This window comes from Nonomuraea sp. NPDC001699 (assembly GCF_053596455.1).
Genome location: NZ_JBSFGF010000002.1, coordinates 800,603 through 821,678 on the forward strand (window position 1 = coordinate 800,603; position 21,076 = coordinate 821,678).

The 21,076-nt window shown below is 73.6% G+C and carries 16 protein-coding genes; 8 read left to right on the top strand and 8 right to left on the bottom strand.

Annotation, left to right across the window (positions count from 1 at the left end):
• Positions 1-58 precede the first annotated feature (58 nt).
• Positions 59-1,105, top strand: coding sequence for a polyprenyl synthetase family protein (locus tag ACWCSU_RS09190; RefSeq protein WP_449934631.1), 1,047 nt, complete (start codon positions 59-61; stop codon positions 1,103-1,105).
• 120 nt (positions 1,106-1,225) lie between these two features.
• On the opposite strand, the gene ACWCSU_RS09195 is transcribed toward ACWCSU_RS09190, so the two are convergent.
• The 3 genes from ACWCSU_RS09195 to ACWCSU_RS09205 all read right to left on the bottom strand — a co-directional run bounded on the left by ACWCSU_RS09195 (position 1,226) and on the right by ACWCSU_RS09205 (position 4,311).
• Complete coding sequence (locus ACWCSU_RS09195) at positions 1,226-2,155, bottom strand: aldo/keto reductase (protein WP_357701045.1); 930 nt, start codon at positions 2,153-2,155, stop codon at positions 1,226-1,228.
• A 78-nt stretch (positions 2,156-2,233) separates the two neighbouring features.
• Positions 2,234-3,739 carry an MFS transporter gene (locus ACWCSU_RS09200; protein ID WP_449934634.1) on the bottom strand — a complete coding sequence of 502 codons (1,506 nt, stop codon included), beginning with the start codon at positions 3,737-3,739 and terminating at the stop codon, positions 2,234-2,236.
• A complete protein-coding gene (locus ACWCSU_RS09205; protein WP_449934636.1) occupies positions 3,739-4,311 on the bottom strand; it encodes a TetR/AcrR family transcriptional regulator in 573 nt (190 codons plus the stop codon). The genes ACWCSU_RS09200 and ACWCSU_RS09205 overlap by 1 nt, the downstream gene beginning before the upstream one ends.
• Before the next feature lie 121 nt (positions 4,312-4,432).
• Here ACWCSU_RS09205 and ACWCSU_RS09210 point away from each other — a divergent pair, with 121 nt between their 5' ends.
• Entirely contained in the window at positions 4,433-4,978 is a 546-nt protein-coding gene (locus ACWCSU_RS09210; protein WP_357701039.1) for a TetR/AcrR family transcriptional regulator, read from the top strand.
• On the opposite strand, the gene ACWCSU_RS09215 is transcribed toward ACWCSU_RS09210, so the two are convergent.
• From ACWCSU_RS09215 to ACWCSU_RS09235, 5 genes are all read right to left on the bottom strand, one after another.
• Positions 4,916-6,397, bottom strand: coding sequence for a WS/DGAT/MGAT family O-acyltransferase (locus tag ACWCSU_RS09215; protein WP_449934638.1), 1,482 nt, complete (start codon positions 6,395-6,397; stop codon positions 4,916-4,918). The genes ACWCSU_RS09210 and ACWCSU_RS09215 overlap by 63 nt on opposite strands.
• A 142-nt stretch (positions 6,398-6,539) precedes the next feature.
• Positions 6,540-7,613, bottom strand: coding sequence for a sulfite oxidase (locus ACWCSU_RS09220; protein WP_449934640.1), 1,074 nt, complete (start codon positions 7,611-7,613; stop codon positions 6,540-6,542).
• A 172-nt stretch (positions 7,614-7,785) separates the two neighbouring features.
• Positions 7,786-8,559 (bottom strand): hypothetical protein, encoded by a 774-nt coding sequence (locus ACWCSU_RS09225; protein WP_449934642.1) that lies wholly within the window; start codon positions 8,557-8,559, stop codon positions 7,786-7,788.
• Between the two features lie 233 nt (positions 8,560-8,792).
• Positions 8,793-10,472 (bottom strand): DNA polymerase/3'-5' exonuclease PolX, encoded by a 1,680-nt coding sequence (polX, locus tag ACWCSU_RS09230; RefSeq protein ID WP_449934644.1) that lies wholly within the window; start codon positions 10,470-10,472, stop codon positions 8,793-8,795.
• A 38-nt stretch (positions 10,473-10,510) separates the two neighbouring features.
• Positions 10,511-11,482, bottom strand: coding sequence for an aldo/keto reductase (locus tag ACWCSU_RS09235; RefSeq protein WP_449934645.1), 972 nt, complete (start codon positions 11,480-11,482; stop codon positions 10,511-10,513).
• 228 nt (positions 11,483-11,710) lie between these two features.
• Here ACWCSU_RS09235 and ACWCSU_RS09240 point away from each other — a divergent pair, with 228 nt between their 5' ends.
• From ACWCSU_RS09240 to ACWCSU_RS09265, 6 genes are all read left to right on the top strand, one after another.
• Entirely contained in the window at positions 11,711-12,793 is a 1,083-nt protein-coding gene (locus tag ACWCSU_RS09240; RefSeq protein WP_357701028.1) for a sensor histidine kinase, read from the top strand.
• A gap of 127 nt (positions 12,794-12,920) precedes the next feature.
• Entirely contained in the window at positions 12,921-15,476 is a 2,556-nt protein-coding gene (lanKC, locus tag ACWCSU_RS09245; RefSeq protein WP_449934646.1) for a class III lanthionine synthetase LanKC, read from the top strand.
• Positions 15,477-15,479: 3 nt separating this feature from the next.
• Positions 15,480-15,611, top strand: coding sequence for a SapB/AmfS family lanthipeptide (locus ACWCSU_RS09250; RefSeq protein ID WP_352327332.1), 132 nt, complete (start codon positions 15,480-15,482; stop codon positions 15,609-15,611).
• A 69-nt stretch (positions 15,612-15,680) separates the two neighbouring features.
• On the top strand, positions 15,681-17,345 hold the full coding sequence (locus tag ACWCSU_RS09255) for an ABC transporter ATP-binding protein (protein ID WP_449934648.1): 1,665 nt from the start codon (positions 15,681-15,683) through the stop codon (positions 17,343-17,345).
• Complete coding sequence (locus ACWCSU_RS09260) at positions 17,342-19,066, top strand: ATP-binding cassette domain-containing protein (RefSeq protein ID WP_449934650.1); 1,725 nt, start codon at positions 17,342-17,344, stop codon at positions 19,064-19,066. Before ACWCSU_RS09255 ends, ACWCSU_RS09260 begins: the two co-directional genes overlap by 4 nt.
• Positions 19,063-21,042, top strand: a complete 1,980-nt coding sequence (locus ACWCSU_RS09265) for a prolyl oligopeptidase family serine peptidase (RefSeq protein ID WP_449934651.1) — start codon at positions 19,063-19,065, stop codon at positions 21,040-21,042. The genes ACWCSU_RS09260 and ACWCSU_RS09265 overlap by 4 nt, the downstream gene beginning before the upstream one ends.
• The last annotated feature ends 34 nt before the right edge of the window (positions 21,043-21,076 follow it).

A 21,076-nucleotide genomic window follows, 5' to 3' on the forward strand; every position in this document is an offset into this window, starting at 1 on the left:
CGCTGGATGCTGCGGTCTTCCGTGTAGATTCAAGATCGTACTTGGGGGTAGAGCGGCGATGGATCCCGGCCGGACGACGCCACGACGCGACGACGACGTGATCGCGCGCTGCCGCGCCCTGCTCGAACCCGCGCTCCGCCAGGCCGTCTCCGAGCTGCATCCCTGGGGCGCGCGCATGGCCGCCTTCGCCCTCGGCTGGCCCGACGCCGAGGGCCACGTCAGCGGCGGTGGCGGCGGTGCTGGTGGCGGTGCTGGTGGCGGCGGCAAGATCCTCCGGCCCGCCATCGCCATGCTCAGCGCCGAGGCCGTCGGCGGCACCGCCGAGCAGGCGCTGCCCGGCGCGGTCGCGGTCGAGCTCGTGCACGCCTTCTCCCTCGTGCACGACGACATCATCGACCGCGACGAGCAACGCAGGCACCGGGACGCGCTGTGGAAGGCGTACGGCGTGGGCCCGGCGGTGCTGGCCGGCGACTCGCTGCTGGCGCTGGCCGTCAGCCGCCTGAGCGGCCACGCCGAGGCGATGCGCCACCTGTCGGCGGCCCTGACGGAGCTGGTGCAGGGGCAGACGGCCGACATGACGTTCGAGACCCGCCCGTGGACGGGGCCCGAGGAGGTCACCGTCGAGGAGTACACGCGGATGGCCGCGGGCAAGACGGGCAGCCTGCTGGCCGCGGCCGCGGCGGCGGGGACGGCGCTCGGCGGGGCGCCCGCGCTGTCCGGCCGCATGTGGGGGATGGGACTGGACCTCGGGATCGCCTTCCAGATCGCCGACGACGTGCTCGGCATCTGGGGGGACCCGCGGGTCACCGGCAAGCCCGTGCACAGCGACCTGCGGCGCGACAAGAAGACGTTGCCCGTGCTCGCGGCGCTCGCCGTCGGCGGGCCCGCCGCCGAGGAGCTGTCCGAGGTGCTGGCGAAGGGCGCCGGGGACGAGGAGAGCGCGCGGCGGGCCGCCCGCCTGGTCGAGGAGGCGGGCGGCCGGGCCCTGGCCGAGGAGGTCGCCGACCGCCACCTGTCGGCGGCGCTGGCCGTCATGGACGAGCACCTGCCCGGCGCCGCCGCCCTGCGTGCCCTGTGCGCCTCGGTGACCAACCGCACCCACTGACGCCCACGACCCGCGCCGCCGCGGCTCCCGGAGGGGTTCGGCGACGCCCGGCGCGGGTCGTCAGGCGCGGGCCGACAGGCGACGTCGGGCGCGGGGCCGTCAGGCGGACCGCGGAGAGGGTCAGGGGCGGGAGGCCTCGTCGAGGAGGGTCAGCTCCTCTTCGCTCAGCTCCAGCTCGGCCGCCGCCAGCAGCGGCTTGAGCTGGCGCGGGTCGCGCGCGCTGGCGATCGGCGCGGTGACCGTGGGCTGGGCGGCCAGCCAGGCCAGCGCCACCGAGGCGGGCTCCGCGCCGCGCTCGGCCGCCACCTTCAGCAGCCCTTCGAGCGCCCTGCGCCCGTGCTCGGTGTCGAGGTACTCGGCCGCCTTCCCGGCCCGCGGGCTGTCGACGGTGACGCCGGGCTGGTACTTGCCGGTCAGGAACCCGCGGGCCAGCCCGAAGTACGGCGTGCTCGACAGGCCGGCCGCCGCCACCACGTCCCGCAGCTCGCCCTCATACCCCCGGTCGACCAGGTTGTACGGCTGCTGCAACGCCACGTACGAGGCCAGCCCCTCGTCCCGGGAGATCCGGAGGGCCTCGGCCAGCCGCTCCGGCCCGTAGTTCGACGCGCCGACCTGACGCACCTTGCCCTCCCTGACCAGCGCGTCGAAGGCGGCCAGCGACTCCACCAGAGGCGTGTCGTGGTCGTCCACGTGCGCCCAGTACAGGTCGATGTAGTCGGTGCGCAGGCGGCGCAGCGAGTCCTCGACGGCCGTCCGGATTGTGGCCGGGGCCAGCCCTTCGAGCCCCTCCAGCATGCCGACCTTGGTGGACACGACCACGGAGTCGCGGTTGCCGCGGTCGGCCATCCACTCGCCGATGATCAGCTCGGACGTGGACTCGCCGGTCACCCAGTGGGGGTAGACGTCGGCCGTGTCGATGAAGTTGCCCCCGCCCTCGACATAGGCGTCGAGTATCGCGAACGAGGTCTCCTTGTCCGCGGTCCAGCCGAAGACGTTGGTGCCGAGCGATATCGGGAAAACGGACAGGTCCGTCGTGCCTATTGATCTCATGCGGCCATTATCCGCGCCCCCGGCGAAGAGGCACGGACGGCGCCCCGGTCACGTCCGTGCCTGGTCGCGGACCTGACGTCAGTGCTCCACGGAGGCCAGGTCGAGGGCGCGCGGGGTGAGCAGCCAGACCACCAGCGCGCCGATCAGCATCAGCGCCGCCCCCGCCCCGGAGGTCAGGGCCAGCGAGTCGGTGAAGGCCGTCCTGGCCGTCTCCACCAGCCGCGCCCCCTGAGCCCCCAGCTCGGCGGCCACGTCGAGCGCGCCGCCCAGCGACTCGCGCGCCGCGCCCGCGGCCGGGCCGCCGTAGTTCAGCCCGTCCCGGTAGACCACGGCGGCCACGCTGCCCAGCACGGCCACGCCGAGCGCGGCGCCCACCTCGTAGCTGGTCTCCTCGATGGCCGCCGCGCTGCCCGACTTCTCCGGCGGCGAACCGGCCATGATCACCGCGGAGGCGATGGCCAGCGCGCCGTTGCCCGCGCCGATCAGCGCCAGCGCGACGGCGACCGGCCAGTAGCCCAGCGGGTGCGGCGCCAGGGCCAGCAGCAGGAACCCCAGCCCCGTCACCGCGAGCCCGCCCGTCAGCACCGGGCGGGCGCCGACGCGCTCGGCCAGGACCGGCGCGAGCGGCGAGGCGATCAGCGCGGCCAGCGCGGCGGGCAGCAGCCGCACGCCCGTCTCCAGCGGCGCGTACCCCTGGACGAGCTGCATCCACTGCGCGAGCAGCAGCAGCACGGCGGCCATCGCGATCGACGTGGTCAGCGCCGTCACCACGCCCGCCGAGAACGGCCCGCTGCGGAACAGCCTGATCTCCAGCAGCGGATCGGGCCTGTGCAGGCACCGCACCACGAACCAGCCCAGCGCGACCGCCGCGACCGCGGTGGCGGCCAGGGCGGCGGGCGAGGTCAGGCCGTCCTTGCCGAACGTCTTGACCGCGTACAGCAGCGCGGCCATGCCCGCCATCGACAGGACGGTGCCCAGCGCGTCCCACCGGCCCGGCCGGGGGTTGCGCGTCTCCGGCAGCAGGAGCAGCCCGGCGACCACGGCCACCGCCATGACGGGCACGTTCACCAGGAACGCCGACTGCCAGGCGAAGTGCTCCAGCAGGAACCCGCCCAGGATCGGGCCGAGCGCCGCGCCCATCGCCGCCATCGCCGACCAGACGCCGAGCGCCCTGGCCCGCTCGCCCGGGTCGGTGAACAGGTTCCGGATCATGGACAGCGTGGACGGCATGATCATCGCGCCGCCCACGCCGAGCAGCGCCCGTACGGCGATCACCTCGGCGGCCGAGTCGGCCGCCAGGACCGCCGTCGAGGCCAGCCCGAACACGGCGAACCCGGCCAGCAGCATGCGCTTGCGCCCCCACCGGTCGCCCAGCGCGCTCGCCGTGACCAGCAGGCCGGCCAGCACCAGTGAGTACGCGTCCACCATCCACAGCAGCTCGACCGAGGTCGGCCGCAGGTCCTCGGTGATCGCGGGCAGGGCGACGTTGAGCACGGTCATGTCCATGACCACGAGCAGCACGCTGGCCGACAACACGGCCAGGCCCGCCCACCGCCTGCGCGCCGGGACGCCGGTGGCCGTCATCACGACCACCCCCCGGCGCCCGCGCCGGCCAGGAACGTCTCGCGCAGCAGCCTGGGCACGTCCCTGCGGGCGACGTCGCCGCGGCGCAGGCTCTCCCGGACGGCCACGAGCAGGCCGTAGACCGTGTTGCTGATCCAGCGGGCGGGCAGGTCCGCGCGCAGCAGGCCGGCCCGCTGGGCGGCGGCGAAGAGCGCGATCTCGTGCTCCTCCAGCTCGTCCGCGCGGCGCAGCAGCTCCGGGTGCACGGCCATCGCGTAGTCGGTCAGGCCGAAGCCGTAGTCGTCGGCCACGTCGATCCAGCCCTCCAGCAGGGCCTCCAGGGCCTGCCGGATCAGGTGGGGGTCGTCGGAGGCGGCGGCGGACCTGACGTCCGCGCGCACCTGGAGGTCGTGCCACCGGTCGTGCGCGCGGTGGCCGAGCGCCGTCATCAGCTCCTCGCGGCTGCTGAACTGCCGGTGGAGCGTGGCCCTGCTGATCCCCACCGCCTCGGCGAGCTGGGCCATCGAGGCGGCCGGATGTTCGTTGAGGTGCTGGATCGCCGCGGTCATGATCTGCTCCCGGCTCACCACCATGAGACAACTCCGTCGAATATGAGACATTTACGTCTCATATGCTACATGACGGTCCAAGGGCAGCAGGCTCTCGCCCCGGCGGGATGGCGACGAAGTCGCAGGTGGCGTTAGGGTGCGAGCTGTGTCGATCGGTGACGCGCGCACGCGCATCCTGGACGCGGCCGAGGAACTGTTCGCGGGCGGCGGCTACGAGGCCACTCCGACCGCGGTGATAGCCAGGCTCGCGAGAGTCCCCAAAGGCCTGATCTTCCACTACTTCCCGCGGAAGATCGACGTACTCGTCGCCCTGGTCGACGAGCGCACCCTGGTCGAGGAGGGCCGCGAGGTCGACGCCGTGCCCGGCGACCCGGCCGGCACGCTCGCCCGGCTGGCGCGCGGGCTGCCGCTGCGGGCCTCACCGGCGATGCGGCGCATCCTGTTCCGCGAGGCCGACACGCACGGCTCGGTCAAGGAGCGGCTCGGCAGGCTCAACGGCGAGCTGATCAGCAGGGCCAGGTTCGCGCTGGAGCTCGCGCTGCCCGGCACGCGCGGCGACGCGGCGCGGCTGGAGGTGGCCGCGGCGACGTTCGCCGCCGTGCTGCTCTACCAGGAGAACCTCTGCCAGCTAACCGGTCACCAGATCGACCCCGACGCCGTCGCCGAACTCATCGCCCACGCACTCGGCTAGCAGCTCGTCGAGGGCGTCGCGCAGGTGGCCGAGCAGGCCCCACACGTCGTCCGCCCGATCGGGGCAGGCCACGATGCCGAAGTCGAGCATGCCGTCGTAGGAGAAGCAGGTGATGTTCACGCCGCCGGACAGGTCGGTCAGCACCGACAGCGGGTAGTAGGCCAGCACCCGGCCGCCGCACATGTAGAGCGGGAACTGCGGGCCCGGCACGTTGCTGATGATCAGGTTGATCGGCGGGAACGCCGAGCCGGCCAGCCGGAAGATCGCCGGGGTGGCCAGGCTGGTGACCGGCGCGGGCAGCAGCGAGCACAGCTCGCCGAGCCAGCTCGGCGGCGCGAGCGCGAAGCGCCGCTTGGCCCTGTTCATGGTCTCGCCGACCGCCCGCAGCCGCTCCCCGGCGTCGGGGACGTTCGTCGGCATCGGCGCCACCATGGCCGCGATCTGGTTCCCGACCACGTCCTTGGCGCCGCCCGTGCGCACCGCCACGGGCACGGCCACCACCAGCGGCTCCTCCGGCAGCGCGTCCCGCTCGTCCAGCCACGAGCGCAGCGCCGAGGCGCACAGCGCCATCACCACGTCGTTGACGCTGATGCCGTTGGCCTTGGCGACCTTCTTGACCTCCTTCAGCGGCACCGACCCGAACGACAGCTCCCGCCGCCCGCTGATCGGCCCGTTGAACGGCGTGCGCGGCGCGGTCAGGCCCGGCAGCTCGGGCCGCTCCTTCTGGTCGCCGGCAACCAGCCGGGCGGCCCTGGCGATCGCCCTCGCGCCGGGCAGCGCGCCGGCCAGCGGGATCGCGTCGAGGTCGCCCGCGGCCCTGACCGCCGAGCGGGCCGCCCGCACCGGATGGGTGACCGATCGCACGGCGGCGCCGGCCAGCATCTCCATCAGGCCCGGCGCGTCCTGCCGCGGCGCCGCCGGACGCGGCCGTCGTTCCCGGGTCCCCTCCGGGGTCAGGTCGAGCAGGGTCGCCAGGGTCTCCGCGCCCGACACACCGTCGATGGCGGCGTGGTGCACCTTCGTGTAGACCGCGACCCGGCCGCCCGCCAGACCCTTGATCAGGTGCATCTCCCACAGCGGACGCGACCGGTCGAGCCTGCGCTCGTGGATCGCGGCCACCGCCTCGGCCAGCGCGGCGTCGTCGCCGGGCGCGGGCAGCGTCGTCTCGAACAGGTGGTTGCCCAGGTCGAAGGCCGGATCGGCGCACCAGTAGGGACGGTCGAGCCCGAACGGCACCTCGACCAGGCGCAGGCTGAGCGCGGGGGAGAGGTGGACGCGGTCCAGCAGCAGCTGGGCCAGCGCGTCCCGGTCCACCGCGCCGCCGGCCGGGTCGAGGACCGCCAGCCCGGCGACGTGCGCCGCGGTGGTCTCGGACTCGACATGGAGGAACTGGGCGTCCAACGGGGTCAGCTGGCGCATCTGCTCTCCCTTCTTCGTCGTGTGCGAAAGCCTCGCACGGTGTCATTTCCGTAACGTTTCCGCGAGAGTCTTTCAGATGAAATGCACACCTCCGGACCACCTTTTCGTGAAGGGCCAGCTCAGCCGCGTTCGTGACACTTACCTATCCGTTGACCACCTGCACGGGATGACGCACGACCGCGTCGAAGGAGTAGCCGAAGGGGTGCTTGGGCGTGCGCAGGGGCTGGGTGGCGCCGGTCTCGTCGGTGGCCCTGGCCATCAGCACGGCGGGCCCGAGGTGCTTCGGCGCCCACTGGACGTGCCACGGCAACCACGCCCCGACCAGGTGCGGACCGTGGTGCTCGGCCAGGTGCCAGGTCCGGCCGCCGTCGAAGCTGACCTCGACCTTGACGATCCGGCCGCGCCCCGACCACGACCGGCCGCGCAGCACGTGCGGCCCCGGACGGCCACGCCAGGCGTGCGGGCCGCGGATCGGCAGCCGGGCGTCCCAGGGCAGCTCGAAGGCGCTCTTCACGGGCTGCGCCGCCACGTCCCGGTAGAAGACCGTGTTCCACGGCGTGAACAGCTTGCTCGTGGAGACTTCGATGTCCCCCAGCCACTTGATGGAGGCGATGCCCACCCACCCCGGCACCACCAGCCGCGCCGGGAACCCGTGGTCGGGAGGCAGTGGCCGGCCGTTCATCTCGTACGCCACCAGCACGTCGTCCACGGCCTTGGCCACGGGCAGCGGACGGCGGACGTGGCCGTGGTGCTCGAAGGGCGCGTCGAGGCCGGTGGGGAGCACGTCCACGGCCTCGGGACGCAGCCCGGCCTCGGCGAGCAGGTGGCGCAGCGGCACGCCCCGCCACCTCGCCACGCCGACCGCGCCCAGCCCCCACTGGGCGCCGGGCGCGGGGTCGCCCTGCTGGGTGCCGTAGAACGCGCGGCCGTTGCCGGCGCACTCGATGGCGACGTCGTGGGTGCGCGAGGGCATCGACAGCAGCTCGTCGTAGGTGAAGGCGCGCGGCGCGCGAAGCCCGGCGCCGTGCAGGTGGAGCTGCCAGGCGGCGGCGTCGATCAGCGGCGTGGAGGTGTGGTTCCTGACGAAGAAGCGGTCGTTCGGCGTGTGGTAGCCGACCCCGGACATCGCCTCCCATCGCATCTCCGCGTTCCCGTCGTGGACCAGGAACAGGTGGTCGGGGAGCGGCTTGACGATCGTCGCCGCGACTTGCCTCATGGGAGCCACCTCTCGCAAGACGTATTTCCTACCTGGAAACCATTTAATCTCCTCGCGCTGTCTCCGCGTGCGAGTGCTTGCCGAATCCTGTCCCGGATCTGGGACCGTTCCAGCCGTGACGAGACCTACCCAACGGCGTGGGTGCGGCAACCGTGCCTTTCGGGGTGGTTCGTCAGGGCGTCCGGACGAGGGTGGAGAAGGGCTCGCCGGCGTTGAGCCGGGCCACCAGGCCGAGCAGTCCGGTGCGGCCGTCGTTCTCCCGCAGCCAGCGGCTCACCTGGCAGGCCGACCTGGCGTACGTGGCGGGGTCCGCGCTCGCGGTCCGCAGCCACTCCTCCAGCGTCACCGGCAGCGGCCCGGACGGCGCCACCAGGCAGCGGTCCGGCGCGGACTCCGGGGCCAGGTAGCGCGGGTCGCCCGAGACCACCACCGCCAGCCCCTCGTCGAACCACTGCGGGACGGCGGCGGAGGAGGCGAGCCTGGCGTGCAGCTCGACATGGGACAGCTCGTGCGAGGCGATCACCGGGTCGAGGCCGCGCGGCGAGAGCATGACCGACCGGTTGAGCACCGCGACGCCGCGCTCCTGGCCGCCGCCGATGCGCCGGTAGCAGGTGTCGGTCAGGCAGACGAGCAGGCCGGGGGAGCTGAGGCGAGTGCCGTAGAAGCCGGTGACCCGGCGGGCGGCCTGCTCGGCCACCTCGCCGACGCGGGTGCGCTGGGCGGGGGTCAGGCCGTCCTCGGTGTAGACGCGCGGGTGCAGCTCGGTCAGGCCGTAGCAGCCGGGGCAGGTGGTGGCGGCGAGCGAGGGGTAGGCCAGCGCGACCCCGCCGACGGCGGCCAGCAGCAACGAGGCCGGTACGGCGACGAGAATGCGCCACCAGCGCCGCCTGCTCTTCGTCCCGGATGCCCGTTCGGTGGGCCGGGCCGGGGGATGGTTGTCCTTCATCGCCGTCCAAGCTAGCGAAGCGGGATGATCTGCGCGCGGCGCGGCAAGAATGCGGCAAATGTTCTAATTTGTGGTGTTAAGTCCGAATTTGAGAGCAGAAATCTGGGTGGACGCCCGTTCCAGGACGAAGGCGGCGACCGCCCGCGGCGGACCCCCGCCTCCAGGCTCGGGTGCGGCCCGCGCTGGGTGCGGGCCGCACCCGACCCGCCCTCCGACGCGGGACGGGGACGGGACTAGCGCCCGAGGAAGGCGAGAAGCCGGTCGAGCGGCCAGGTGTTGATGACGTCGTCGCCGGTCAGCCAGGCCCGCTGCGCGATCCCGACCCCGAACCGCTGGTGGGCCAGGTGCGGGATCGCGTGCGAGTCGCTGTCGACGGAGAACTTCACCCCGTGGTGCTTGGCCAGCCGCACCAGGTCGGCCGGCAGGTCGGACCGGTCGGGATAGGAGTCGATCTCCATCGCGGTGCCCGTACGGGCGGCCGCCCGGAAGACGGCGTCCCAGTCGGCCTCGACCGGCGGCCGCTTGCCGATCTTCCGGGTGGTGGGATGGCCGATGATGTCGACGTACGGGTTCTCGCAGGCGGCGATGAAGCGGCGGGTCATCTCCTCCCGCGACATGCCGAAGTGCGAGTGGACCGACGCCACACACACGTCGAACTCGCGCAGGACCTCGCCGGGCCAGTCGACCGAGCCGTCGGGCGCGATGTTGAGCTCCGACCCGTGCAGGATGCGCATGTGCGGATACTTCTTCTGCAGCTCGGCCACCCGCCCGCGCTGCTCCAGCGCCTTGTCCAGCGTCATGCGCTGCATGGCCAGGTCGGGCGCGTGGTCGGTGACCGCGTAGTAGGAGTAGCCGCGCGCGGCCCCGGCGGCCACCATGTCCTCCAGCGAGGCGATGCCGTCGGTGAGGTCGGTGTGGGTGTGCAGGTCGCCCTTGAGGTCGGCCAGCTCCACCAGCACGGGCAGCTCGCCGCGCAGCGCCGCCTTGACCTCGCCGCCGTCCTCGCGCATCGGCGGCGGCACGAACTGCATGCCGAGCGCCTCGTAGATGTCCTCCTCGGACTCCGCGGCGATCACCCGCTCGCCCTCGAACAGCCCGTACTCGGACAGCTTCCAGCCCTTCTTCACCGCCATCTCCCTGATGGTCACGTTGTGCTCCTTGGAGCCGGTGAAGTACTGCATCGCCGCGCCCCACGACCCGGCCGGGATCAGGCGCAGGTCGACCTGGACGCCGGAGGTCGTGCGGATCGAGGTCTTCTTGTCGCCGGCGGCGATGACGTCGGCCACGTAGGGCTGCGCGCGGAAGTCGGCCATGATCGACTCGGGCGCCACCGCCAGGATGTCGATGTCGCCGATCGTGTCCTTCATCCGCCGCAGCGACCCCGCGTACGCGATGCGCTCGGCCTTGAGCGAGCCGATGACCTGCTCGGCCAGCGCCATGGCGACGCCGATGTGGACCCGCCGGCCCGCCTGCTCAAGCTGCTCGATGCCCTTGAGCAGGTTGGCCAGCGTCTTGGGGCCCAGGCCCTTGACGCCGTCGAGCCGGCCGGAGGTGATGGCCTCGCCCAGCGCCACCGTGGAGTCGATGCCGTAGTCCTCGAAGAGCATGATGGCCGTCTTGGGGCCGAGCGTGGGCACCTGAGTGAGCCGCCGCACGCCCTCGGGCACCCGGCCCCGCAGGTCGTCGAGCTGCCGGAAGCTGCCGCGCTGGAGGAACTCCTCCATCTTCTTGGCGATGGCCTCCCCGACGCCGGGGACGCCGCGCACGTCGACCTCCGAGATGTCCTCGGGGAACCCGGCGATCGCCTTGGCCGCCTTCTGGTAGCTCCGCACCCGGAAGGCGTCGCCGCCGCTCAGCGCGAACAGCTCCGCGTATTCCTGCAGCGCCGCCGCCGCCTCCTCATTAGCCCGCATGCCCCTACCTTAGGATCTCCGACCGACAATCCCGGTGATCAGAACTTGACCTCCCGCGGCCGGTACGGCTCGGCCAGGAACTCCATCTCCCTGTCCGACAGCGTGAGGCCGACGGCGGCGACGGCGTCGTCCACGTGCCGGTCCTTGGTGGCCCCGACGATCGGCGCGGTGATCCCCGGCCGGTTGAGCAGCCAGGCCAGGGCGATCTGGGCCGGCGGCAGCTCCCGCTGGGCGGCGACCTGGGCGACCCGGTCGAGGATCTGCCGGTCGTTGTCGGGGTCGTACAGGAAGTCGATGCGCTGGTCGGAGCCGGTCCTGGCGGTCGCGGAGGCCGCCGAGCCCGCCCGGGCCAGCACGCCGCGCGCGAGCGGGCTCCACGGGATCACGCCCACGCCCTGGTCGGCGCAGAGGGGCAGCATCTCGCGCTCCTCCTCCCGGTAGAGCAGGTTGAGGTGGTTCTGCATCGAGACGAACCTGGTCCAGCCGTTGGCCTCGGCCACGTGCTGGGCCTTGGCGAACTGCCAGGCCCACATCGTGGACGCGCCGATGTAGCGGGCCCGGCCCGACCTGACGACCTCGTGCAGCGCCTCCATGGTCTCCTCGATGGGGGTCTCGTCGTCCCATCGGTGGATCTGGTACAGGTCCACGTAGTCGGTGCCGAGCCGGTCGAGCGAGGCGTCGACGGCGGACAGGATGTGCTTGCGCGACAGGCCGCGGTCGTTGGCGCCCCGGCCCATCGGGAAGTAGACCTTGGTGGCCAGCACGTAGTCCTCGCGCCGGGGGAAGATCCGGCGCAGCACGCTGCCGGTGACGACCTCGCTCTGGCCCCGGCTGTAGATGTCGGCGGTGTCGAAGAACGTCACGCCCGCGTCGGCGGCCCGGCGGATGATCGGCTCGGCCTCTTCCTCGGGCAGCGCCCATTCCTGCCGCGCCGGGTCGCCGTAGCTCATCATCCCCAAACAGATGCGAGAAACTTTCATACCAGTCGCGCCAAGTCGCATGTATTCCATACCGCCACCCTATGGCTGATATGAACTGTCTAACCTGTTGTGGGGTGGGAAGTCAGCGTGTCCGGAAGCGGCCTCGGCCTTTACACGGGGCTTCGCGATCAGGTCGATTAGAGGAACGAGGCAGCGGTGAGCGCACTCGCCACGCGTACTGTCCCGACGCATCAACCGTGTACCGGGGGTGAGGTGGACTCGACACACCGTGGCCTGACGCCTCGATTACGGTCCAGGATGCACAGTCTCTCGTCGCCGTCCTGGGCCGGGGGGCTCGGCCTGGTGGCCGGGGGCGTCGGGCTGGCGATCCCGGTGCAGGCCGGGCTGGCCGGGTCCGGGCTGGTGGTCGAGGGGTCGGTCGCGCTGGCCGTCCTGCTCACGGTGCACGGCAGGTTCGTCCTGGAGGAGCCCTCGCGCCGGGCCGGTGCGTGGTGGCTGGTGGCCGTCCAGGCGTGGCTCACGTACGTGCCGCTGGCGGTGTTCGGGCCGGCCTGGACGCCGGTGTGCGGGCTGCTGGCGGGCGCCCTGCTGGTGGTCGCGTCCCGGATCAGGTCGGTCGTGCTGGTGGTGCTGGCGCTGTCGTGCGGGCCGGTGCTGCTGGCCGCGCCCTCCTGGCAGGTCGAGCCGGCGTGGGCGCTGGCCTGCCCGCTGGTCGGCGTCGTGGAGTTCGCGCTGCTGAGCCTGCTGGCCCAGGTGCGCCGGTTGGCCGGGGCCCGGACCGACGTCATGCGCCAGGCCGTGACGCTGGAGCGCCGCCGCTTCACCCGCGACCTGCACGACCTGGTCGGGCACCGGCTGACCGTCCTGACGCTCAAGGCGCGGCTCATCCAGCGGCTGGTGGCGGAGGGTGACGAGAAGGCCCGGCAGGAGCTGACCGAGACGCTCGACCTGCTGCGGGAGCTGTCGGCCGACGTCCGGGCCGTCGCGCACGGACGCCTGCGCAGCTCCTCGCTGGCGGCCGAGATGAGCTCGGCGCGGGCGCTGCTGGAGTCGGCGCGGGTGCGCTGCCAGATCAGGGTGGCCTGCCGCGATCTGCACCCTGACGTGGAGGAGGCCCTCACGCACGCGTTGCGCGAGGGCGTGACGAACGTGCTGCGGCACGCCGAGGCCGGGCAGTGCTGGATCCAGCTCATGGAACGCGACAACGTGGTCCGCCTGTCGATCAGGAACGATGGCGTACGTCCCCCGCGCCGGCCGGGCGACGCCGGTCAGGGCCTGCTCAACCTGGCCGAACGCGTCTCGGAGCTGGGCGGCTGGCTGGAGGCGTCCACGTCGCGCGGCGGGCAGTTCTCTTTCAGTGTTTATGCCCCGCGCAGATAATTACCTTTTGTGAAAAACACATCAAAGCGCATTCCATAGCCATATATGACTTATGTTGCGTGTTACTAGTGCGCCCCGGCGCGGCTGCGGCAGGCTCTAAGCACACCGCCTCGGAGGGCCGCGCCAAATGGACAAGTACGAGCTCTACTGCCTTGTGGACCAGTGTTTCTACGACACTCCCGACCACAGCACGGCGGCGGACGCCGACTTCCCCCAGCTGCGCCGGCCCGTCCCGGAAGGCTGGGCCCACGACCTCAGTGACACCTGGGCCTACTACATGCCGACCCAGGAGGCGCCCCTGCCGACCCAGGGCTGGAAGATCCACGTGTCGGCCCGGGTCGAGGACGCCGAGAAGGTCGTCCAGACCGTGTGGGACTACTGCGTGCCCCGCGGGGTCGCCTTCAAGTTCCTGCGCGGCCCGGCCGTGCTCGTCATGGTCAACTCCAAGGCCGCCTCCCGGGCGTCGAGCGGCAAGCTGATCACCATCTACCCCCGGGACGAGGGCCAGCTCGAACTCGTGCTCAAGGAGCTCGACGAGCTGCTGCGCGGCGTCGAGGGGCCGTACATCCTGAGCGACCTGCGCTACGGCGAGGGGCCGATGTTCGTCCGGTACGGCGGGTTCGCCGAGCGGCACTGCCTGTCCCCGTCCGGGGAGCGGGTGCTGGCCGTCGAGGACGGCGACGGCAGGTTGATCCCCGACGTGCGCGGCGCGACGTTCTCGGTGCCGCCCTGGACGACGCTGCCCGAGTTCCTGGAACCCCACCTGGCCGCGCGCAACGCCGTGACCATGGAGGAGCTGCCGTACCGGATCGAGAGCGTGCTGCACTTCTCCAACGGCGGCGGCGTCTACCTGGCCCGCGACACCCGAACGGACGAACGGGTGGTGCTCAAGGAGGCCAGGCCGCACGCGGGGCTGGACGTGGCCGGCCGGGACGCGGTCGCCAGGCTCCAGCACGAGCGCGACATGCTGCGCCGCCTGGCCGGCCTGCCCGCCGCCCCCGGGCTGCGCGACTACTTCAGCATCGGCGGCCACCACTTCCTCGTGCAGGAGTTCGTGGACGGCACCCCGCTCCAGCGGCGGCTGGTGCGCCGCTTCCCGCTGACCCGCGCCACCTGCACCGACCAGGACCTCGCCGAGTACACCGCCTGGGCCACCACGACCCTGGAGAGCGTCGAGGAGGCCGTCGCGTCGCTGCACGGACGCGGCGTGGTCTTCGGCGACCTGCACCCCGACAACATCCTGATCACCCAGGACGACCGGGTCGTGCTCATCGACTACGAGGTCGCCACCCTCGCCGCGGACCAGGCCAGGGCCGCGCTGGCCCACCCCGCCTTCGCCGCGCCGCGCGACCGCCACGGCGTCGAGGTCGACCGGTACGCGCTGGCCTGCCTGCGGTTCGCCCTGTTCGCCCCGCAGTGCACGATCATGCTGCCGATACACCGGCCGAAGATCGTCCAGCTGGCGCGGATCGTCAAGGAGACCTTCCCCGTCCCCGCCGCCTTCATGGACACCGCCGCCGCGACCATCGCGGGTGACCAGGCCGTCGAGACCCCCGTGCCGATGCCGGGGACGGCCACCTGGGCCGAGCTGCGGGACGCGATGTGCCGGGCCATCCGGGCGGCCGCGACCCCCGGCCGCGACGACCGCCTCTTCCCCGGCGACGTCGCCCAGTTCAGGCCCGGCGGAGGCCTCAACATCGCGACCGGCGCGGCCGGCGTCCTGCTCGCCCTGTCGGCCACCGGCCTCGGCCCCTTCCCCGAGTACGAGAAATGGCTGCGCGAACGCGCCCTGCGCCCCGCCGCCGGCTCCGGGATCGGCCTGTACGACGGCCTGCACGGCATCGCCCACGTCCTCGACCGGCTCGGACACCGCCAGGACGCGCTCGACGTCGTCGACATCGCCCTGCGGGAGCAGTGGGACCGCCTGGAGACGGCCCTGTTCTCCGGCCTGCCCGGCATCGGCCTGAACCTCCTGCGCCTCGGCCGGACCGAGCCCGCCCTGGCCGAGCACGCCATGCGCGCGGTGGACATGTGCGCCGACCGCCTCGGCGGCCCCGAGGACGTGCCCGGGATCAGCGGCGGCGACAACCCGAGAGCGGGCCTCATGTACGGCTCGTCCGGCTCCGCCCTGCTCTTCCTGCACGCCTACGAGCACACCGGCGACCGCGCGCTCCTCGACCTGGCCGAGATCGCGCTCAGGCAGGACCTGCGGCGCTGCCGGGCCTCGGAGGACGGCTCGCTCCAGGTGGACCAGGGCTGGCGGACGCTGCCCTACCTGGACGAGGGCTCCGTGGGCATCGCCCTGGTGCTCGGACGTCATCTCGTGCATCGCGACGACGAGGAGCTCGCCGCGGAGCTGGACCGGCTGAAGCTGGTCGCCCGCTCCGGGTTCTTCGTCCAGCCGGGGCTGTTCACCGGCCGCGCGGGCATCATCGCGGCGCTCGCCGGAGATCCGGTGGCCCGCGAGCTGATCAAGGGGTTGAGCTGGCACGCCATGCCGTACGGCGGCGGCCTGGCCTTCCCCGGTGACGGGCTGTTGCGCCTGTCCATGGATTTCGCGACCGGAACGGCCGGCGTGCTGTTCGCCCTCGGGGCGGTGCTGGGAGACCAGCCGGCACGCCTGCCGTTCCTGGAGGCCGCACCCGAGCGGCCTGCGCATGATCAACCGTGGAAGGAGGTGTAGAACATGGTTCTTCTCGACCTGCAGGGTCTGGAGGCTCCCGCGGCCAGCGACGTGGCCAGCGGCGGCAGCTCGCTCACTGCTCTCACGTGTCACTCGGGCCACCCGAGCAACCTCAGTGTCGCTCTTTGCCACTGATAGCTGACAGGGTCCCCGCGCCGTTTCGTGGTGGCGCGGGGACCTCCCGAGTCCGAAGGAGGCCGGCAGGTGGGACCGGGAGACCGCCTGGTGGCGGACGCCGTACGGCGCTGCGGCCCGTGGCCCGCCGTGCTGGCGGTCACCGCCGTCGCCGGCGCGGCCGGTGAGCTGGCCGTCCCGTTCCTCGTCGGCCGCACGCTCGACCTGCTCCTCGCCCGTTCCTCCGGCGCCGCCACCGCTCTGGTGCTGTGCGCGGGCGTGGTCGCCGTGGTGGTGCTCTGCGAGAGCCTCGGCGGCTGGGCCAGAGGGGCGAGCAGCGCGTACGCGGCCGCCCGGCTGCGGCTCGGCGTGCTGCGGCACGTGCTCGGCGTCGGCCGGGCCGCCACCCGACGCTTCCCCGAGGGCGACCTCGTCACCCGGGCCGGGCTGAACGCCGAGGAGGCCGGACGGGCCCCCGAGACGGTCACCGGCGCCCTGGCCCTGCTGGTGCCGACCGCCGGCGCCCTGGTCGCGCTCACCCTCATCCATCCGCTGCTGACCCTCACGCTCGGGGCCGGCATCGTCCTCATCGTGTTCGTCCTGCGGGCCTTCCTGCGCGCCACGACCGTCATCTCCGGCGGCTACCAGGAGGTCCAGGGCGAGATCGCGGCCCGCCTGGTGGACGCGCTCGACGGCGCCCGCACCATCGCCGCCGCCGGGACCGCGGGCCAGGAGGCCCGGCGGGTGCTCGCGCCCCTGCCCCGGCTGCGCGCGCACGGCATGGCCCTGTGGCGCGCGAACGCCGCCGCCGGGGTCCGGTCGGGGCTCATGATCCCGCTGCTGGAGGTCGCCGTGCTGGCCGCCGGCGGGGTCATGCTGGCCGCCGGGCGGCTCACCGTCGGCGACCTGTACGCCGCCGCCCGCTACGCCGCGCTCGGCGCCGCGCTCAGCACCTCGCTCGGCTACATCGGCGGCCTGGCCAGGGCGCGGGCCGCCGCCGCCCGGGTGGCCGACGTCCTCGCCCTGCCGCCGGTCTCCTACGGCACGCGCCCGCTCCCGTCCGGCCCCGGCACGGTCGAGTTCCGGGACGTCGCCGCGAACGGCCTCACCGTGGGCGACCTGACGATCCCCGGCGGCACGGTCACCGCCGTGGTGGGACGGTCGGGCTCCGGCAAGTCCCTGCTGGCCGCGCTCGCCGGCCGGCTGACCGACCCCGAACGCGGGGACGTGCTGCTCGACGGCGTCCCGCTGCGCGAGCTGACCCGCGACGGCCTGCGATCGGCCATCGGCTACGCCTTCGAGCGCCCGGTCCTGGTCGGCGACACCGTCGGCGAGGCGATCGGTGCCGTCCCCGGCTCCCAGGCCGGACGGGAGGCCGCCATGGCGGCCCGCGCCGACGGGTTCGTCCGCCGCCTGCCCGCCGGTTACGACACGCCGCTGGCCGAGACCCCCATGTCCGGCGGCGAGCGGCAGCGGCTCGGCCTGGCCAGGGCGTTCGCGCGGGGGGACCGGGTGCTGGTGCTCGACGACGCCACCTCCAGCCTGGACACCGTCACCGAACGCGAGGTCAGCCGGGCGCTCACCGGTGATCCCCGGGGTCGCACCCGCCTGATCACCGCCCACCGCCTGGCCACCGCCGCCCGCGCCGACCAGGTCGTCTGGCTCGACGAGGGCCGGGTGCGCGCCGCCGGCTCCCACGACACCCTGTGGCGCGACCCCGCCTACCGCGCCGTCTTCCAGGAGGGCCCCCCATGACCCCGGCCCCGGACGCTCCCGCGGCCCCTGACGGCCCCTCGATCCCCGGAGCCCCCGCCGGGTTCTGGCGGGCGCTCGTCCGTGAGCCGCGGCGGCTGGTCGCGATCCTGCTGTGGTCGGTGCTGGAGGCGGCGCCCGCGTTCCTCGTCGGGCACGCGGTCGCCCGCGCCATCGAGGACGGCTTCGCCCGCGCCAGGCCGCTGACCGGCCTGGCCTGGCTGGCGGCGCTCGGGCTGGCGTGGCTGGTCTCCGCCGTCGGCGCCCGCCAGGTGGTGCTGGCCGTGGCCGCCGTGGCCGAGCCGTTCCGCGACGACCTCCTGACGCGGGTGGTGCAGGGAGCGCTGCGCCGCCCGCTCGCCGAGCGGCCCGACAGCGCGGCCACGGCACGGGCCGGGCTCCAGGTCGAGCTGGCCAGGGACGCCTTCGCCGCCGTCGTCACCACGGTCAGAGGGTTCGCGTTCACGCTGGTCAGCGTGGTGCTGGGGCTGCTGACGCTGGCGCCGGGCACGCTCGTGCTGGTGCTGCCGCCGTTCGCGGCCGGGCTGGCGTTCTTCCTGGCCTCGCTGCCCGCGCTGGCCCGGCGGCAGCGCGCGTTCCTGCTGGCCGACGAGGAGCTGGCCCGGTCGATGACCGCGACGGCCACCGGGCTGCGCGACATCGAGGCGTGCGGCCTGGCCGACCGCGAGGACGAGCGGCTGGCCCGCCAGGTCGGCGCGCAGCGCGACGCCGCCCGCGCGCTGGCCAGGGTGACCTCGGTGCGCACCGCCGCGCTGGCCGTCGGCGGCTGGCTGCCCGTCGTCCTGCTGCTCGCCGGCACCCCGTGGCTGCTCGACGGCGGCGCCGGGCCGGGCGTGATCGTCGGCGCGCTCGCCTACGTCACCCAGTCGCTGGCACCCGCGCTCGGCGGGCTCGTCCAGGGGCTCGGGGTGAGCGGCGTGCGGCTCGTGGCCACGCTGCGCCGCATCGCCGCCGCCGCGCCGCCCCCGCCGCCCGCCCCGCCCAGGGTCCGCCCGGCCGGCGCCGACGTCGCGCTCCGGTCGGTCACCTTCTCCTACGGGCCGCACTCCGCGCCCGTCCTGGACCGCCTCGACCTCGCCGTCCCCGAGGGCGAGCACCTGGCCGTCGTCGGGCCGAGCGGCGCGGGCAAGTCCACGCTGGCCGCCCTGCTCAGCGGCATCCTGCCGCCCGGCGAGGGGGAGGTGCTGATCGGCGGCGTCCCCGCCGGCCGGGCCGACCCCGCCGTCCGCGTGCTGATCCCGCAGGAGGCGTACGTCTTCCGCGGCACGCTGCGCGACAACCTCGCCTATCTCGTGCCCGGGTCCGGCGACCTGGACGGCTCCGTGGCCGCCCTGGGCGCCGGAGAGCTGGTCGAGAGCCTGGGCGGGTACGACGCCACGCTGGACCCGGCGGCGCTGTCGGCCGGGCAGCGGCAGCTCATCGCCCTCGTCCGCGCCCACCTGACCGAGGCCCCGCTGGTCATCCTGGACGAGGCCACCTGTCACCTGGACCCCGCCGCCGAAGCCCTGGCCGAGAACGCCTTCGCGGCCAGGGGCGGCACGCTCATCGTGGTCGCGCACCGCCTCACCTCCGCGCTGCGCGCCCGCCGCGTCCTGCTCATGGACGGTCCCCGGATCACGATCGGCACGCACGACGAGCTGATCCGGGTCTCGCCCCTGTACGCCGACCTGGCCGGCCACTGGCAACCGGAGCCCGTGTCATGACATTTGCAGACGAGTACCCGCCCGCCGAACGTCAACCGGTCACCGACCGCCTCGGCGGGCACGACGTCCCCGACCCGTACCGCTGGCTGGAGGACCCCCTCGACCCCCGTACCGAGGAGTGGCTGGCCGGGCAGGACCGGCTGTGGCGGGAGGCGGCCGCGCGCCTGCCGGACCGCGAGCGCTTCCTGGCCCGGCTCACCGAGCTGAGCGTCACGGGCCTGGTCACCCCGCCCGTGTGGCGCGGCGGCCGGTGCTTCCACCTGCGGCAGACCGGCTGCCAGGAGCACCCGGTCCTCTACTGCGACGACCGGCCCTTCCTGAACCCGGCCGACCGCGACCCCACCGGCCTGACCACTCTGGACGACTGGCAACCCGACCCGTCGGGCCGTCTGGTCGCCTACCAGATCTCGCGCAGCGGCGACGAGAAGGCCGACCTGTACGTCGAGGAGGTCGACACCGGCAAGCTCGTGGACGGCCCCATCGGCGGCTGCCGGTACTCGCCGGTCGCCTGGCTGCCCGGCGGCGAGGGCTTCTACTACGTGCGCTTCCACGAGGGCGTGCACCTGCACCGGCTCGGCGTCCCCGACGACGTCCCCGTCCTGACCGGCGGGCCGGTCTCGTACGGCGTGCAGATCAGCGCGGACGGCCGCTGGCTGACGATCTCGGCGGGCGGCACGGTCGGCAACTCGCTCTGGCTGGCGGACCTGGCCGCGGGCGACCCCGAGCGGCCGGAGCTGTGGGCCGTGCAGGAGGGGACGCACGTGCGCACGGCGGGCGCGGTGGCCCCCGACGGCCGCCTGTACCTGCTCACCGACCGCAACGCCCCCCGGCGCCGGCTGTGCGTGGCCGACCCGGCCGAGCCGGAGGTGTGGCGCGAGCTGGTCCCCGAGGACCCCCGGGCGGTGCTCGGCGCGTTCACCCTGCTGGACGGCGACCGCCTGCTGGTCTCCAGGACCCGCCACGCGGTCGGCGAGATCGCCGTGCACGACGCCAGGACGGGCGAGCGGCTGGGCGAGGTGCCCCTGCCCGGCAGCGGCTCGATCGCCTCGCTCACTTCCCGCCCCGAGGGCGGCCACGAGGCCTGGTTCACCTACACCGACGCCGTCACCCCCGCCGAGATCTGGCGCTACGACGCCCGGACCGGCGCCAGCACCCTGTGGGCCGCCCCGCCCGGCCGCGTCGCGCTGCCCGACGTGAAGAGCCACCACGTCGAGTACACCTCCGCCGACGGCACCCGCGTGCGCATGGTCGTGGTCGCGCTCTCCTCCGGGTCGGGCCCCCGCCCGGCGATACTCAACGGGTACGGCGGCTTCGGCATCCCCCTCATGCCCGGCTACGCGGCCGACTCGCTGGCCTGGGTGGAGTCGGGCGGCGTGCTGGCCATCGCGAACCTGCGCGGCGGCGGCGAGGAGGGCGAGTCCTGGCACCGGGACGGCATGCTGGAACGCAAGCAGAACGTCTTCGACGACTTCGTCGCCGCGGCCGAGAAGCTGGTCGCCGACGGCTGGACGACCCCGGAACAGCTCGGCATCTGGGGCGAGTCGAACGGCGGCCTGCTCGTCGGCGCGGCCGTCACCCAGCGCCCCGACCTGTTCGCCGCCGCCGTCTGCTCGGCCGGCCTGCTGGACATGGCCCGCTACCATCGCAGCGGCCTCGGCCCGTCCTGGACCGGCGAGTACGGCGACCCCTGCGACCCCGACCATCTGGCCTGGCTGCTGGCCTACTCGCCCTACCACCACGTCCGCCGGGACGCGGATTATCCGGCGACGCTGTTCACGGTCTCGGCCGCCGACACCCGCGTGGACCCGATGCACGCCCGCAAGATGTGCGCGGCCATGCAGTGGGCCGGTGACGGCTCCCGTCCCGTCCTGCTGCGCCACGAGCGCGACGTCGGCCACGGTGCCCGCGCCGTCAGCCGGTCCATCGCGCTCGCCGCCGACGTCCTGGCCTTCCTGGCCGCCCACACCCGGCCCTGACCGGGCGGCGGGCGGCTGAGGGGAGGCGGCAGGA